This is a genomic window from Variovorax sp. GW823-FHT04F07 (genome assembly GCF_058795995.1).
The window spans coordinates 1,166,001-1,180,909 of record NZ_JBXAIG010000001.1; the positions used below are offsets into that span (position 1 = coordinate 1,166,001).

At 68.1% G+C, this 14,909-nt stretch carries 15 protein-coding genes; 4 read left to right on the forward strand and 11 right to left on the reverse strand.

Features of this window, described 5'->3' with window-relative positions:
- Positions 1-17: 17 nt before the first annotated feature.
- From ybgF to tolB, 3 genes are read right to left on the reverse strand one after another with little or no spacing between them, the layout of a single operon-like run.
- Positions 18-770 (reverse strand): tol-pal system protein YbgF, encoded by a 753-nt coding sequence (gene ybgF, locus AC1RAA_RS05485; protein WP_062470144.1) that lies wholly within the window; start codon positions 768-770, stop codon positions 18-20.
- Positions 770-1,288 carry a peptidoglycan-associated lipoprotein Pal gene (gene pal / locus AC1RAA_RS05490; protein ID WP_062470142.1) on the reverse strand — a complete coding sequence of 173 codons (519 nt, stop codon included), beginning with the start codon at positions 1,286-1,288 and terminating at the stop codon, positions 770-772. Before pal ends, ybgF begins: the two co-directional genes overlap by 1 nt.
- A 36-nt stretch (positions 1,289-1,324) precedes the next feature.
- Positions 1,325-2,641 (reverse strand): Tol-Pal system beta propeller repeat protein TolB, encoded by a 1,317-nt coding sequence (gene tolB, locus AC1RAA_RS05495; RefSeq protein WP_492726997.1) that lies wholly within the window; start codon positions 2,639-2,641, stop codon positions 1,325-1,327.
- A gap of 163 nt (positions 2,642-2,804) precedes the next feature.
- Here tolB and msbA point away from each other — a divergent pair, with 163 nt between their 5' ends.
- Complete coding sequence (msbA, locus tag AC1RAA_RS05500; protein ID WP_492726999.1) at positions 2,805-4,589, forward strand: lipid A export permease/ATP-binding protein MsbA; 1,785 nt, start codon at positions 2,805-2,807, stop codon at positions 4,587-4,589.
- Positions 4,590-4,592: 3 nt separating this feature from the next.
- Here msbA and AC1RAA_RS05505 read toward each other — a convergent pair whose 3' ends face one another.
- Positions 4,593-5,354: a GntR family transcriptional regulator gene (locus AC1RAA_RS05505; protein WP_492727001.1), complete on the reverse strand. Its 762-nt coding sequence runs from the start codon at positions 5,352-5,354 to the stop codon at positions 4,593-4,595.
- A 99-nt stretch (positions 5,355-5,453) separates the two neighbouring features.
- Between AC1RAA_RS05505 and AC1RAA_RS05510 the strand changes: the two genes are divergently transcribed.
- The 3 genes from AC1RAA_RS05510 to AC1RAA_RS05520 all read left to right on the forward strand — a co-directional run bounded on the left by AC1RAA_RS05510 (position 5,454) and on the right by AC1RAA_RS05520 (position 8,670).
- Entirely contained in the window at positions 5,454-6,236 is a 783-nt protein-coding gene (locus AC1RAA_RS05510; protein ID WP_492727003.1) for an SDR family oxidoreductase, read from the forward strand.
- Positions 6,237-6,284: 48 nt separating this feature from the next.
- Positions 6,285-7,217, forward strand: coding sequence for a 3,5-dioxohexanoate:acetyl-CoA acetone transferase (kce, locus tag AC1RAA_RS05515; protein ID WP_341892456.1), 933 nt, complete (start codon positions 6,285-6,287; stop codon positions 7,215-7,217).
- A gap of 121 nt (positions 7,218-7,338) precedes the next feature.
- Positions 7,339-8,670, forward strand: coding sequence for an MFS transporter (locus AC1RAA_RS05520; RefSeq protein WP_492727005.1), 1,332 nt, complete (start codon positions 7,339-7,341; stop codon positions 8,668-8,670).
- A 33-nt stretch (positions 8,671-8,703) separates the two neighbouring features.
- Here AC1RAA_RS05520 and rng read toward each other — a convergent pair whose 3' ends face one another.
- The 7 genes from rng to purD are packed head-to-tail and all read right to left on the reverse strand — an operon-like array spanning position 8,704 to position 14,887.
- Positions 8,704-10,230 (reverse strand): ribonuclease G, encoded by a 1,527-nt coding sequence (gene rng / locus AC1RAA_RS05525; RefSeq protein WP_056580445.1) that lies wholly within the window; start codon positions 10,228-10,230, stop codon positions 8,704-8,706.
- Positions 10,231-10,237: 7 nt separating this feature from the next.
- Entirely contained in the window at positions 10,238-10,840 is a 603-nt protein-coding gene (locus tag AC1RAA_RS05530; protein WP_369646925.1) for a Maf family protein, read from the reverse strand.
- A gap of 40 nt (positions 10,841-10,880) precedes the next feature.
- Positions 10,881-11,348 (reverse strand): 23S rRNA (pseudouridine(1915)-N(3))-methyltransferase RlmH, encoded by a 468-nt coding sequence (rlmH, locus tag AC1RAA_RS05535; RefSeq protein WP_159276828.1) that lies wholly within the window; start codon positions 11,346-11,348, stop codon positions 10,881-10,883.
- Positions 11,345-12,040 (reverse strand): ribosome silencing factor, encoded by a 696-nt coding sequence (gene rsfS, locus AC1RAA_RS05540; protein WP_062470113.1) that lies wholly within the window; start codon positions 12,038-12,040, stop codon positions 11,345-11,347. The genes rlmH and rsfS overlap by 4 nt, the downstream gene beginning before the upstream one ends.
- The gene (gene nadD / locus AC1RAA_RS05545) at positions 12,040-12,672 is read right to left on the reverse strand and encodes a nicotinate (nicotinamide) nucleotide adenylyltransferase (RefSeq protein WP_492727008.1); all 633 of its coding nucleotides are present in this window, start codon (positions 12,670-12,672) and stop codon (positions 12,040-12,042) included. Before nadD ends, rsfS begins: the two co-directional genes overlap by 1 nt.
- Positions 12,669-13,589: an oxygen-dependent coproporphyrinogen oxidase gene (gene hemF, locus AC1RAA_RS05550; protein WP_492727010.1), complete on the reverse strand. Its 921-nt coding sequence runs from the start codon at positions 13,587-13,589 to the stop codon at positions 12,669-12,671. The genes nadD and hemF overlap by 4 nt, the downstream gene beginning before the upstream one ends.
- Positions 13,589-14,887, reverse strand: coding sequence for a phosphoribosylamine--glycine ligase (gene purD, locus AC1RAA_RS05555; protein WP_492727012.1), 1,299 nt, complete (start codon positions 14,885-14,887; stop codon positions 13,589-13,591). The genes hemF and purD overlap by 1 nt, the downstream gene beginning before the upstream one ends.
- Positions 14,888-14,909 lie beyond the last annotated feature (22 nt).

Here is a 14,909-nt window from a genome sequence, read left to right on the forward strand (position 1 = left end):
CCGAAACGGTCATTGCATCAACGCAGGCGCGACAGACGCTCGCGGCCCGCCTGTGCGGCTTCCGACTGCGGGTAGGCCTTGGTCAGGTCTTCCAGCGTGCGGCGTGCGGCACGCGTGTCCTTCAGTTCGATCTGGCAGTTCGCGATCGACAGCACGGCTTCGGGCGCCTTGGCATGGTCGGGTGCGAGCGATAGCATCGAGCGGAAATTGGCGATGGCTTCGTTGTAGTTGCGCGTGGCGTACTGCGCATTGCCGAGCCAGAACAGCGCGGACGCGTTGTAGCCGCTTTGCGGGTAGCGCTTCACGAACTCGGCGAAGGCGGTCTGGGCCTGCGCGAACTGGCCCGAGCGGAAGACGCCCAGGGCTGCTTCGAAGTCGGCCTTTTCCTTCGGATCGGCATTGAACTCGCGCCCGTCGATCGAGACCTTGGAAGGCTCGTTCTGCTTGAGCTTGTCGTCGATCGTGGTCTGGCGCGACTGCATTTCGCTCAGCGTGCGCGTGAGCTGCTCGTTCTGGCCGGTCATGCGTGCCAGTTCGCCGCGCATCTGCTCGATCTGGCTTTGCAGGTCGAGCAGGCTGCGACGCAGCTGGCCGTTTTCGTCGGCCAGGCGCTGGTCGGTCTGCTGGCGCATGGCTTCGACGCGCTGGCGCAGGTCGAGGATGGCGCGGCGCGCCTCGTCGTCCTCGAACAGCGCCGCCTGCGAGCCGGCCGACGCGCAGAACAAGGCGGCGGCGAGGGCCGCGCCTCGCCACAGGGCACGTGGTTGCATCACCGGGTGTAGCGGATTTCAGCGCGGCGGTTCTGCGCCCACACTTCTTCACCCGAGCCTTGGGCCGCGGGCTTTTCCTTGCCGAAGCTCACGGCTTCGATCTGGCTGTCGTTCACGCCCAGCAGCGTGAGCGCACGGCGCACGGCTTCGGAACGCTTCTGGCCGAGGGCCAGGTTGTACTCGCGGCCGCCGCGCTCGTCGGTATGGCCTTCGATCGAGATGCGACGTTGCGTGGCGCCCTTGAGGAAGCGCGCGTGGCCGTCGATCACCGACTGGAACTCGGGCTTGACCGTGTAGCTGTCGTAGTCGAAGTACACGATGCGTGCCACGCCGACCGGACCTTGCGCCGTGTTGGCGTTCGGGTCGATGGTCACCGGGGCCACGGCGGTTGCGCCGCCTTGCTGGCCGCCGGCCGTGCCGCTGCGGTCGGTGACCGGCGTTTCGTTGAGCTTGGTGCCCGACGAGCAACCGGCGATGAGCGCCACGATGGCGAGCGAATAGATCGTACGTTTCAACATTTGCGAACTCCTCAAGTAAATTTATCTGGTCAATGCTTATTGCTTTTGAAACGGACCCCAGTCCGGTTCACGGATGTCTCCCGCCTGGCCCGCGAGGCGGGCCTTGATCTTTCCGTCCAGCGTGGTCGTCATGAGCGCCTCGCGGCCTTGCAGGTGCGTGGCATAGACGATCAGCTTGCTGTTGGGTGCGAAGCTCGGGCTTTCGTCGGCCGTGGTGTCGGTGATCGCGGCGACATTGCCGCTGGCCAACTCCATCACGTGGAGTTTGAACGCACCGCCGACCCGCGAGATGTAGGCCAACCACCGGCCATCGCCGCTGACAGATGGAGAAATGTTGTAGGTGCCGCTGAAGGTGACCCGCGTCGGGTTGCCGCCGCTGGCGCTCATCTTGTAGATCTGGGGCGCGCCGCCGCGGTCGCTCACGAAGTAGATCGTGCTGCCGTCGGCCGAGTACACCGGCTCGGTGTCGATGCTCGAGCTCTGGGTGAGGCGGCGCGGTTCGCCGCCGCTGGCCGGGATGGTGTACAGCTGCGAGCCGCCGTCGCGGCTGAGCGTGACGGCCAGCGAACCGCCGTCGGGCGCCCAGGCCGGGGCGCTGTTGGAGCCCTTGAAGTTGGCGAGCAGCCGGCGCTGGCCGCTGGCCACGTTGTGCACGTAGACCACGGGCTTGCGCGACTCGAAGGACACGTACGCCAGCTGCTGGCCGTTGGACGACCAGCAGGGCGAGATGATCGGCTCGGGGCTGGCGAGCGCAGCCTGTGCGTTCTCGCCATCGGCGTCGGCCACCCACAGCGAATAGCGGCTGCCGCCCTTGGTGACGTAGGCGATGCGGGTCGAGAAGATGCCCTTCTCGCCGGTCAGCTTCTCGTACACGTAGTCGGCGATGCGGTGCGCTGCCAGGCGCAGGTCGCCCTGCGGCACGGTGTAGCTCTGCCCGCCGAGGTCGCGGTCTTTCACGACGTCCCACAGGCGGAAGCGCACGTCGTAGCGGCCGTCGCTGAGCCGGCTGACGCTGCCCACCACGAGCGAGTCGGCGGTGCGCTGGCGCCACAGGGCGAGGTCGGGGCGCGAGGACTCGTCGAGCGCCTGGCCCGAGGCATCGACGCCGCGGAACTGGCCGCTGCGTTCGAGGTCGGCCTGGACGATGTCGGAAATCTTCTGGGGCGAGGCGTCCTGCCCCCGGAAAGGCACGAGCGCGATCGGCAACTGCGTCAGCCCCACGCCCGACACCTCGACCCGGAACTGGGCCATGGCGGGAAGCATGGGAGAGGCAGCAAGGGCCGCGATGAGGCTGCGGCGTGCAATCAACGATGAAGAAGGAGTTGGGGAAAGATCTGGCAACGGCTTGTTCATGCGGTTCGGAGAGGTTTCCGGGTAAAAAGTTTCTCCCCGGCGTTTCACGGGCCACATGTTACACACTGGGTTGAACCCGCCGTCACAAAACGTTTATCCGGCGAAATGGTCCTACAGCCCCTCAAAAAGGCGGTCGGAGCCGCCCCGTAAAATCCGCCGCCATATGCAAGCATCCCCCGGCAGCGAGAGCGCCCGCCCTCCCCTCATGCGCCGGCTGGCGCGACTCATGACCTGGTTCGGCAGTTCGCGCCAATGGTGGGCCGTGGGGCTGATCGGCGCCCTGCTGGCCGCGCTCACCGAGCCGCTCATGGCCGCCCTGCTCAAGCCGCTGCTCGACCGGGGCTTCACACGCGGCGAAATGCCGCTGTGGTTCATTCCGGCCGCCGTGCTGCTGTTGTTCGCGGTGCGCGGCATCGCGCAGTTCATTTCGCAGTACGCGCTCTCGCGCATCGCCAACGAAGGCATGCAGAAGCTGCGCCGCGTGCTGTTCGAACGGCTGCTCGGCGCCGAGCTGGCGCTGTTCGCGCGGCAGTCGGCCAGCGCACTGTCGAACACGGTGGTGTACGAGGTGCAGACCGGCGCCATGCTGCTGGTACAGGCGCTGCTCGGGCTGTCGCGCGACGGCTTCACGCTCATTGCGCTGCTGGGCTACCTGGTCTACCTGAACTGGAAGCTCACGCTCATCGTCGCCTTCCTGGTGCCCAGCATCTCCTGGATCATGAAGGTGTTCTCCAAGCGCCTGTACAAGCTCACGCAGCAGGGCCAGCAGGCCACCGACGAACTGGCCTACGTGGTCGAGGAAAACGTGCTGGCCCACCGCGTGGTGCGCCTGCACGGCGCGGAGCAGGCGCAGGAGCGCCGCTTCGAACAACTGAGCCAGCGCCTGAACCGCCTGGCCGTGAAGTCCACCATCGCCCAGGCCGCCACCACGCCGCTGACGCAGATGATGGCTTCGCTGGCGCTGTCGGTGGTGGTGATGATCGCGCTGTGGCAAAGCGGCAAGCAGGGCTTCACGGTGGGCGGCTTCGTCGCCTACATCACGGCCATGCTGATGCTGATCGCACCGATCCGCCGCCTCGCCGAAGTGGCCGGGCCGATCACGCGCGGACTGGCCGCCCTTGAGCGCGGGCTGATCCTCATCGACGAGGTGGCACCGGAATCGCAGGGCATCTTCAGCATCGCGCACGCCCAAGGCCACATCGAGCTGCGCAACGTGCAGGTCAGCTACCGCGGCGACGACGAACAGCGCGCGCTCGACGGCGTGAACCTCGTCATCGAGCCAGGCCAGGTGGTGGCCTTCGTCGGCCCCTCGGGCTCGGGCAAGACCACGCTGGTCAACCTGCTGCCGCGCTTCGTGCAGCCCAGCGGCGGCCAGGTGCTGCTCGACGGCCACGACACCAGCGAGTGGCAGCTCAAGAGCCTGCGCGCCCAGTTCGCGATGGTGAGCCAGGACGTGGTGATGCTCAACGACACGCTCGCCGCCAACGTGGCGCTGGGCGGCGACATCGACCTCGCGCGCGTGCAGTCCTGCCTCGAGGCGGCCAACCTGAGCGGCCACGTCGAGACGCTGCCGCAGGGCATCGAGACCGTGCTCGGCCACAACGCCACGCAGCTCTCGGGCGGCCAGCGCCAGCGGCTGGCGATTGCCCGCGCGCTCTACAAGAACGCGCCCGTGCTGCTGCTCGACGAAGCCACGTCGGCCTTGGACACCGAATCGGAACGGCTGGTGCAGGACGCCCTGCAACGCCTGATGCAGGGCCGCACCACGCTGATCGTGGCGCACCGCCTGTCGACCATCCAGCATGCCGACCGCATCATCGTGATGGAGCAAGGCCGCATCGCCGAGCAAGGCAGCCACGAGCAGCTCATGGCGCGCGACGGGCTCTACGCGCGGCTGCAGACACTGGCGGTGCGCAGCGCGGCGCCGGGGCAGGACCCGACGCTCTGACCCTCAGCGTGCGGTGCCTGCCGCGCTGCGCGCCTTTTTCGCCGCTGGTGCGGCGTTCTGCGGCGGCAGCGTGCCATCGGACACCAGCACGCCCGTCGACAGGATGAATTCCGCGGCGCTTTCGATGTCGCCCTGCAGCGCGGCCCGGGCCTTGGCGCCGTCGCGGCGCTTCAGCGCGGCCAGCAGCGCCGCATGGTGCGACATCGCCACCTTGTCCCCCACGCGGCGCGAGCCGGCCCGCAGGTCGTAGTTGAGGATGGGGCCGATGCGCAGCCACAACGCCTCGATCATCTGCAACAACACCGGCATGTCGGCGGCGGCGTAGACCGCGAAGTGGAACTCCTTGTTGAAGGTGACGAGCTTCGAGCCGTCCGGGCTCGCCGCGTTCATCTCGGCCGCGAACTCGTCGTGCCAGCGCGTGATGTCGCGCAATGTCACCGCACCCGATGCCGAGGCCGCCACCTCCGTGGCCAGGCCTTCGAGGTTGGTGCGGATGGTGGTGATTTCCTTGAACTGCGCCGCCGTCATCCGGGGCACGCGCAAGGTGCGGCTGGGCGTGAGTTCGAGCGCCTGCTCGGCCACCAGGCGCTGCATCGCCTCGCGCACCGGCATCACGCTCACGCCCAGCGCCTCGGCCGCGCTGCGCAATGAAATCTGCTCGCCCGGCATCATCTGCCCGCTCATCACGAGGTCGCGCAACTGGTCGTAGACGTTGGCGCTGAGCGTCTGGCGCTTCAGGGGGGTGACGAGATCGGTGAGGCTCATGCGTCGAAGTATATGGCCGGGGTATTCCCTATGAATTATCTGTGATCACAGATATACGATCCCCGTCATTCCGAAATCGACCTCAAGGATCTCTTCAGCATGTGGAACAACAACTCCCTCGCCGGCCGGCGCGTGCTCGTCACCGCCGGTGCCAACGGCATCGGCCTGGACATCGTGCGCAGCTTCGCCGCGGCGGGCGCCAGGGTCTTCGTCTGCGATGTGCAGGCTGCCAGCCTCGACCAGCTGGCGCGTGAACTGCCCGAGGTGGGCCGCTGCGTCGCCGACGTGTCCAACGAGGACGACGTGGCCCGCCTCTTCGAGGCCGTGGACCGTGAACTCGGCGGCCTCGATGTGCTGGTGAACAACGCCGGCGTGGCCGGCCCCACCGGCCCGGTCGAGACCGTCTCGCTCGCCGACTGGGAGCGCACGATGGCCGTCAACGTCACCGGCCAGTTCCTCTGCGTGCGGCTGGCCGTGCCGCGGCTGCGCAAGGGCCGCCTGCCCGCCATCATCAACCTGTCCTCGGCCGCCGGGCACCTGGGCATGCCGGGGCGCTCGCCCTACTCCGCCTCGAAGTGGGCCGTCATCGGCTTCACGAAAACGCTGGCACTCGAGCTCGGGGCCGACGGCATCCGCGTCAACGCGATCCTGCCGGGCGCGGTCGATGGTCCGCGCATCCGTGCGGTGATCGCCGCCAAGGCCGAGGCGCTGGGCAAGCCGCTCGACGAAGTGACGCGCGCCTACACCGCGCAGGCCGCGCTGGGCCGCATGGTGACGGCCACGGACATCGCCAACATGGTGCTGTTCGCCGCGAGCGACCTGGCCGCCAGCGTCACGGGCCAGGAGCTCGTGGTGGACGGCCACACGCAGGCGCTGAGCTGATCCCCTCGCACGCCCCTTTCTTTCCCTCTTCTTCTTTCCGGACACCTCATGGCCCAACGCCCCAAAGCCATCATCACCTGCGCCCCCACGGGCGCCATCCACACGCCCAGCATGTCGCCGCACCTTCCCGTGACGGCCGACGAGATTGCGCAAGCATCCATCGAAGCCGCCCGCGCCGGCGCCGCGATCCTGCACCTGCATGCGCGCGACCCGAAGGACGGCCGCCCTTCGCAGGACCCGGACCTGTTCCGCCCCTTCCTCTCGAAGATCAAGGCCGCGACCGATGCGGTGATCAACATCACCACCGGCGGCAGCCCGCACATGAGCGTCGAGGAGCGCATGCGCCCGGCCACCACCTTCAAGCCCGAGCTCGCGTCGCTCAACATGGGCTCGATGAACTTCGGCCTCTTTCCGATGCTGGAGCGCTTCAAGTCCTTCGAGCATGAATGGGAGCGCGAGCACCTGGAGAACAGCCGCAACCTGATCTTCAAGAACACCTTCGCCGACATCGAGAACATCCTGAAGCTCGGCAACGCCAACGGCACGCGTTTCGAGTTCGAGTGCTACGACGTGAGCCACCTCAACAACCTGCGGCACTTCCTGGACCGCGGGCTGGTGCAGGCGCCGGTCTTCGTGCAGACGGTCTTCGGCATCCTGGGCGGCATCGGCGCCGATCCCGAAGACCTGATGCACATGCGCCGCACCGCCGCGCGGCTGTTCGGCGACCGCTTCGAGTGGTCGATCCTCGGCACCGGCCGCAACCAGCTGCCGCTGGCCACCATCGGCGCGGCCATGGGCTCGCACGTGCGCGTCGGGCTCGAAGACTCGCTGTGGATCGGCCCGGGCCGGCTCGCCGCGTCGAGCGCCGAGCAGGTGCTGCGCATCCGCGCCGTGCTGGAGGCACTGAACATCGACATCGCGACACCCGCCGAGGCGCGCGAGATCCTCGGCCTCAAGGGCGCGGCGAACGTCGACTTCTAGCCCTGCGCCAGAACCACTGACCCGACTCGGCCCGGCCCATGACCGGGCCGCATCTGCACGCCCGCCGGCGCCCGCCGACGACCTTCCGCCAGAACACGACAGGACAGGAGAGAGACATCCCATGCAACACCCATCCATCCCCGCCACGCCGCCGGGCCTGCGCGCCCGCCAGGCCGTCGACGAGCAGGCCTCGCTCAATGCGCTGATCTTCCGCAAGCTCATGCCGCTGCTGGTGCTGGCCTATGTGATCAGCTTCATCGACCGCACCAACATCGCGCTGGCCAAGAGCCACATGGCCGTGGACATCGGCATCTCGGCGGCCGCCTACGGGCTGGGCGCCGGGCTGTTCTTTCTGAGCTACGCGCTGCTCGAAGTGCCCAGCAATCTGGTGATGCACCGCGTGGGCGCCCGCTGGTGGATCGCCCGCATCATGATCACCTGGGGGCTGCTGTCGGCGGGCATGGCCTTCGTCACGGGCGAGACCTCGTTCTACGTGATGCGCATCCTGCTCGGCGCGGCGGAAGCCGGCCTGTTCCCGGGCGTGATGCTGTACCTGAACTACTGGTTCGGCCGCAAGGACCGCGCACGCGCCACGGGCTACTTCCTGCTCGGCGTGTGCATCGCGAACATCCTCAGCGGCCCGGTCGGCGGCGCGCTGCTGCAGATGGACGGCCTGTGGGGCTGGCACGGCTGGCAATGGATGTTCGTGCTCGAAGGCCTGCCCGCCGTGGCGCTGGCCTTCGTGGTCTGGCGCAAGCTGCCCGACGGGCCCTCCAGCGCCAGCTGGCTCACGCGCCCGCAGGCGCAGGCCATCGAACGCCAGCTCGCCGCCGAACGCGCCGAGGACGTGGCCAACGGCCAGGTCGGCGAGTCGTTCCGCGCCTGCCTGGTCGACCGGCAGATCTGGCTGGCGATCTTTGTCTACTTCTGCCACCAGATCAGCATCTACACGGTGATCTTCTTCCTGCCGAGCATCATCGGCACCTACGGCAAGCTCTCGCCGCTGGAAATCGGCGCGCTCAACTCGCTGCCCTGGGTGGCCGCCGCCGTCGGCGCCATTGCGCTGCCCCGCCTCGCGGTCACGCCGCAACGCGGCCGGCGCCTGCTGCTGGTCGGGCTGGTCTCGATGGCGGTGGGCCTGCTGATCGCAGCCTTCGCAAGCCCGGCCGTCGCGCTGGCCGGCTTCTGCCTCACGGGCTCGATGTTCTTCGTGGTGCAGTCCGTGATCTTCCTGTTCGCGTCGTCACGGCTGGCCGGTGTGGCGCTGGCAGGTGGACTCGCGTTGGTCAACACCTGCGGCCTCGTGGGCGGCTTCATCGGGCCGTCGGTGATGGGCTGGATCGAGCAGAGCACGGGCAGCACGAAGAATGGGCTGCTGCTGATCGCCGGGATGCTGGTGGCCGCCGCGCTGGCCAGCATCTGGATGCGCCAAGGCCAGGAGTCGAAGCGCTGACCCGTCGTTGCAACGGGCCGCGCGCTCCTGTCGTCAGAGCAACACGATGTCGTACTGCCCCTGCCCGATCGCCGGCTCCGACTGCAGCGAGATCGGCTTGCCGATGAAGTCGCTCAGCCCCGCGAGGTGCTGGCTCTCCTCGTCGAGGAACAGCTCGATCACCTGCGGCGACGAGACGATGCGGAACTCGCGCGGCGTGAACTGCCGCGCTTCGCGCAGGATCTCGCGCATCACGTCGTAGGCCACGCTGCGCGCGGTCTTCACGATGCCCTGCCCACCGCAGGCCACGCAGGGCTCGCACAGCATGTGGGCCAGCGATTCGCGCGTGCGCTTGCGCGTCATCTCGACGAGGCCGAGCTGCGAGAAACCACCGGCCGTGGTCTTCACGCGGTCGCGCGCGAGCTGCTTGCGGAACTCCGCCAGCACCTGCTCGCGGTGGTCGTCACGCGCCATGTCGATGAAGTCGACGATGATGATCCCGCCCAGGTTGCGCAGGCGCAGCTGCCGCGCAATGGCCTGCGCGGCCTCCAGGTTGGTCTTGAAGATGGTGTCGTCGAAGTTGCGCGCACCGACGAAGCCGCCGGTGTTCACGTCGACGGTGGTCAGCGCCTCGGTCTGGTCGACCACGAGGTAGCCGCCCGATTTCAGGTCGACACGCCGGCCCAGCGCCTTCGCGATTTCCTCGTCCACCGAATACAGGTCGAAGATCGGCCGCTCGCCCTTGTAGTGCTGCAGCTTGCCGGCCGCCTGCGGCATGAATTCGAGGCCGAACTTCAGCAGCACTTCGAACTGCTCGCGCGAGTCGATGCGGATGGTCTGCGTGTCTTCGCTCGTCATGTCGCGCAGCACGCGCTGCAGCAGGCTCAGGTCCTGGTGCAGCAGCGACATGGCCGGCATTCGGCTTGAGGCCTCGCGGATGCGCGTCCAGGTCTTGCGCAGGTAGGCGATGTCTTCGGCCAGTTCGGCGTCGGCGGCGTCTTCGCCGTTGGTGCGCAGGATGAAGCCGCCCGTGTTCACAGGCACCACGCCGCCGCTCTCGGCGGCCGCGGCCGCCTCGATGAGCGCCAGCATGCGGTTGCGCAGCGACTCGCGCTGGTCGGGCGGGATCTTCTGCGACACGCCGATGTGGTTGTCCTGCGGCAGGAACACCAGCAGGCGCCCGGCGATGCTGATCTGCGTGGACAGCCGCGCGCCCTTGGTGCCGATCGGGTCCTTGATGACCTGCACCAGCAGCGACTGGCCTTCGAACACCTGCTTCTCGATGGGCACCATCGGCCCGCCGTTGCGGTGGTCGCGTTCGGGCGGCGTGGCGCTCGGGCGCGAGCCCGGCGTGAACGGCGAGACGATGTCGGCCACGTGCAGGAAGGCGGTGCGCTCCAGGCCGATGTCGATGAAGGCCGACTGCATGCCCGGCAGCACGCGCGAGACCTTGCCCAGGTAGATGTTGCCGACCAGCCCGCGCTCGAGCGTGCGCTCGACGTGCAGCTCTTGCACCGCGCCGTGCTCGACCAGCGCCACACGGGTCTCCTGTGGAGACCAGTTGATCAGGATGTCTTGCATGGATGTCTTAAGTATTGAAACCGACGCCTCGAAGCAGCTGCGCGGTCTCGAACATGGGGAGTCCCATGATGCCCGAATAGGAGCCGCTGATGTGCTCCACGAACGCAGCGGCCGCGCCCTGGATGGCATAGGCGCCAGCCTTGCCGAGCGGCTCGCCGCTGGCGGCGTAGGCCGCGACCTGCTTCTTGGTGAGCGTGGCGAAGCGCACGCGCGACACGCTGAGCGCCGCGTGGCGTCGACGGCCGTTCTGCAGCGCGACCGCCGTGAGCACGCGGTGCGTGGCGCCGGACAGGTGCGCCAGCATGCGCTCGGCATCGCGCGCGTCCTCGGGCTTGCCGAGGATGGTGCGGCCGAGCGCGACCGTGGTGTCGGCGCAGAGCACGGGCGCCTCGGCCAGGCCGAGACGCTTGCGGCGCGCAACGGCGGCATCGAGCTTGAGGGCGGTGACGCGCTGCACGTAGGCGGTCGGCGATTCGTTCGGCAGCAAGGCCTCGAGCGCCTCGGCGTCTTCGTCGGCGCCGGCCAGCAGCAGTTCGTGGCGCACGCCGAGCTGGCCGAGCAATTGGGCGCGGCGCGGGCTTTGCGACGCGAGGTAGATGAAGTCAGGCAAGTTCAGGTCTCCGAGGTGGGCCCCACCGCCGGCCCCGTGGTCATTCCCGGTGGTACGGATGGCCCGCGTTGACCGACCATGCCCGGTAGAGCTGTTCGACCAGCAGCACGCGCGCCATGGCATGCGGCAGGGTCAGGTCGGACAGGCGGATGCGTTCGTGCGCTGCGGCCTTGAAGGCCGGGTCGAGCCCGTCGGGGCCGCCGATGACCAGCGCGACGTCGTCGCCCTCGCCCTGCCAGGTCTGCAGCCGTGTGGCCAGCGCCTTGGTGGTGAGCGCTGTGCCGCGCTCGTCGAGCACGACGATGCGCATGCCGCGGGCGATGGCGCCTTCGATGCGCTCGCGCTCGGCGGCATACAGCGTCTCGAGTGTCTTGGAGCCGCGCGGCTCGGTCTTGACGGCGCGCAGCTCGAGCTTGAGCTCGGGCGGGAAGCGCTTGGCGTAGTCGTCCCAGGCAGTCTGCGCCCAGTCGGGCATGCGCTGCCCGACGGCGACCACCAGCAGCTTCATGCGCGGCGGGCTGGCGCCTTCTTGGCCGGCGCCTTCTTCGCAGCGGTCTTCTTGGCGGCCGGCTTGCCGACCACCTTCACCGGCACGCGTGCGGTGCCCGTGGCGGACTTCTTCGCGGGCGCCTTCTTGGCGGCAGTCTTGCCCGCGGTCTTCGATGCGGCCTTCTTCGCCGGGGCCTTGGCGGCCTTGGCTTCCTGCTCGGCCGCGCGGATCGCGGTCTTGGCGGCGCTCGAGCGGCGCAGGCTCGGCGTCTTGGCGGCGGCCGTCTTCTTCTCTTCGGCGCCCTTGACGACGGACGAGGCGGTGGCCAGCGCGGGCTTGGTGGCGCCGAGCTTGGCGCGCACCGGCTTGTCGCCCCAGATCTCTTCGAGGTGGTAGTACTGGCGGATGGCGGGCTGCATGATGTGCGCCACGGCCGCGCCGCAGTCCACGATGATCCACTCGCCGTTTTCCTCGCCCTCGGTGCGCGGCTTGGCAAAGCCGGCTTCACGCACGGCGTCGCGCACGCTCGAAGCGAGTGCCTTGGTCTGGCGGTTGGAGGTGCCCGACGCCACGATCACGCGCTCGAACAGCGGCGAGAGGTGCTCCGTGTCGAATACCTGGATGTCCTGCGCCTTGACGTCTTCGAGACCATCGATGATGGCTCGCTGGAGTTTTTGGATGTCTTTTTTGGCGGCGGCTTCAGTGGTCATCAGGCAGAGCGGTAGAGGTGGTGTTGGTCAATATAGCGTGCAACCGTGGGCGGAACCAGCGAGGAAATGTCCACACCCGACGCCACACGCCGCCGGATATCGGTGGCGCTGGTGTCCATGGCGGCAGGCAGTTCAAGCGCCTCGAAACGCGCGCCAACCGGGAGGCCGGGCAGCTGTTTCGGATCAAAACGAGTGACGTCACCCGTCGATAGTGCGCGATACGCTACAGAAACGATAGCAATGCCGAGTATATCCTGCCAGCCGTGCCAGGTCGGCAAGGCCGCTGCCTGGTCCGCGCCCATCACCAGCACGAGCTGTGCGCCGGGTTGCTCTTTCTGCAATTCATGCAGCGTGTCGAGCGTGTAGGTCGGGCCGTCGCGCAACACCTCGCGGCTGTCGATGACGACCTTGCCTTGCAGGTTGCCGAAGGCCAGCCGCGCCATCGCCAGGCGATCTTCCTTCGGCGTGAGCGTGCGGCTCTTGTGCCAGGCCTGCCCCGTGGGAATGACGTGCAACTCCGTCAGATCGAGTTGTGCCAATGCAGCTTCAGCCAGGGCGACGTGCGCGTTGTGCGGCGGGTCGAAGGCCCCGCCGAAGACGCCGATGCGCAAAGCGGAACCGGTGGGGCTCACACCCAGTCCCGGCGCACGATGAAGTCGCTGTACAGCGCGGCTTCGGGGCTGCCCGCTTCGGGCTGTTGCCGGTAGGCCCAGCTCGCGAGCGGCGGCATCGACAACAGGATCGATTCGGTGCGCCCGCCCGACTGCAGGCCGAAGTGCGTGCCGCGGTCCCACACGAGGTTGAACTCGACATAGCGCCCGCGCCGGTACAGCTGGAATTCGCGTTCGCGCTCGCCGTACGGCATGCCTCGGCGGCGCTCGACGATCGGCAGGTAGGCCTGCAGGAAGGCATCGCCGACCGAGCGCATCAGCGCAAAGCCGTTCTCGATGCCGCCCTCGGCGAAGTCGTCGAAGAAGATACCGCCGATGCCGCGCTGTTCGTTGCGGTGCTTGAGAAAGAAATACTCGTCGCACCAGGTCTTGAAGCGTGGGTACTTGTCGGCGCCGAAGGGAGCGAGCGCATCGCGGCACACGGTGTGGAAGTGCACCGCGTCTTCTTCAAAGCCGTAGCACGGCGTGAGGTCCATGCCGCCGCCGAACCAGCACACGGGATCACCGCCGCCCGCGGGCTGCGCAGCCAGCATGCGCACGTTCATGTGGACGATCGGCACGTAAGGATTGCGCGGATGGAACACCAGCGACACGCCCATGGCCTCGAACGGCGCGCCCGAGAGCTCGGGGCGGTTCTGCGTGGCCGAGGGCGGCAGCTTGGCGCCACGCACCTGCGAGAAGCCGACGCCGGCGCGCTCGAACAGCGCGCCGCCTTCGAGGATGCAGGTCAGGCCACTGCCCTGCAGCGGCTCGCCGGGCTCTTTCTGCCAAGCGTCGCGCACCGCACTGCCGCCATCCGCCGCCTCGACCGCCGAGATGATCGATTGCTGCAGTCCGCGCAGGTAGTCGCCGACCGCCTTCGGCTGGGTGGCTGGCATCAGGCGTGGGGCGTGTTGCGCGCGTTGACGGCGCGGTAGCCGATGTCCTTGCGGTACTGCGCACCGTCGAACTGCACGCGCGCCGCGACCTCGTAGGCGCGCTGCTGCGCCTGCTTGACGCTGTCGGCCAGCACGGTCACGCAGAGGACGCGGCCGCCGCTGGTCTTGAGTTCGCCGTTCTCGAGCGTGGTGCCCGCGTGGAACACCACGGCATCGGGCGCCTCGGCCGGGATGCCGCTGATGCGGTCGCCCTTGCGCGGCGACAGCGGGTAGCCGTGCGCGGCCATCACCACGCCCAGCGCCACGCGCCGGTCCCACTGCAGCTCGACCTGGTCGAGCGTGCCGTCGGTGGCGTGCCAGAACACCTCGAACAGGTCGGACTTCAGGCGCATCATGATCGGCTGCGTCTCGGGGTCGCCCATGCGGCAGTTGAATTCGAGCGTCTTGGGCTGACCGGCCGCGTCGATCATGAGGCCGGCATAGAGGAAGCCGGTGAACGGAATGCCGTCCTTTTCCATGCCGCGGACGGTCGGCAGGATGATCTCGCGCATCGCACGCGCATGCACCTCGGCCGTGACGACCGGTGCGGGCGAGTACGCGCCCATGCCGCCGGTGTTCGGGCCTTCGTCGCCATCGAGCAGGCGCTTGTGGTCCTGGCTGGTGGCCAGCGCGGCAACGTTCTTGCCGTCGCACATCACGATGAAGCTGGCTTCTTCGCCTTGCAGGAATTCTTCGATGACGACGCGTGCGCCGCCTTCGTTGTGCGACACGCCGAACTTGTTGTCGACCAGCATGAAGTCGACGGCCTCATGGGCTTCCTGCGCCGTCATGGCAACCACCACGCCCTTGCCGGCGGCCAGGCCGTCGGCCTTGACGACGATCGGTGCGCCCTTGGCGTCGATGTACGCATGAGCGGCAGCTGCGTCGGTGAAGGCCTCGTATTCGGCCGTCGGGATCTTGTGGCGCTTCATGAACGCCTTCGAGAAGGCCTTGGAGCTTTCGAGCTGCGCAGCCGCCTGCGTCGGGCCAAAGATGCGCAGGCCGTGCGCGCGGAACTCGTCCACCACGCCCGCGGCGAGCGGCCCCTCGGGGCCGACCACGGTCAGCGCGATTTTTTCGGCCATCGCCCACTCGCGCAGCGCGGCGGGTTCGGTGATGTCGATGCAGTCGTAGCGTTCGTCGCTCACGGTGCCGCCGTTGCCGGGCGCCACGTAGACGCGGCTGACCCGGTTGCCCTGCGCCAGCCGCCACGCCAGTGCGTGCTCGCGGCCCCCTCCTCCAATCACCAGTACCTTCATTCGCGGGCTTTCGTTTGTCGCT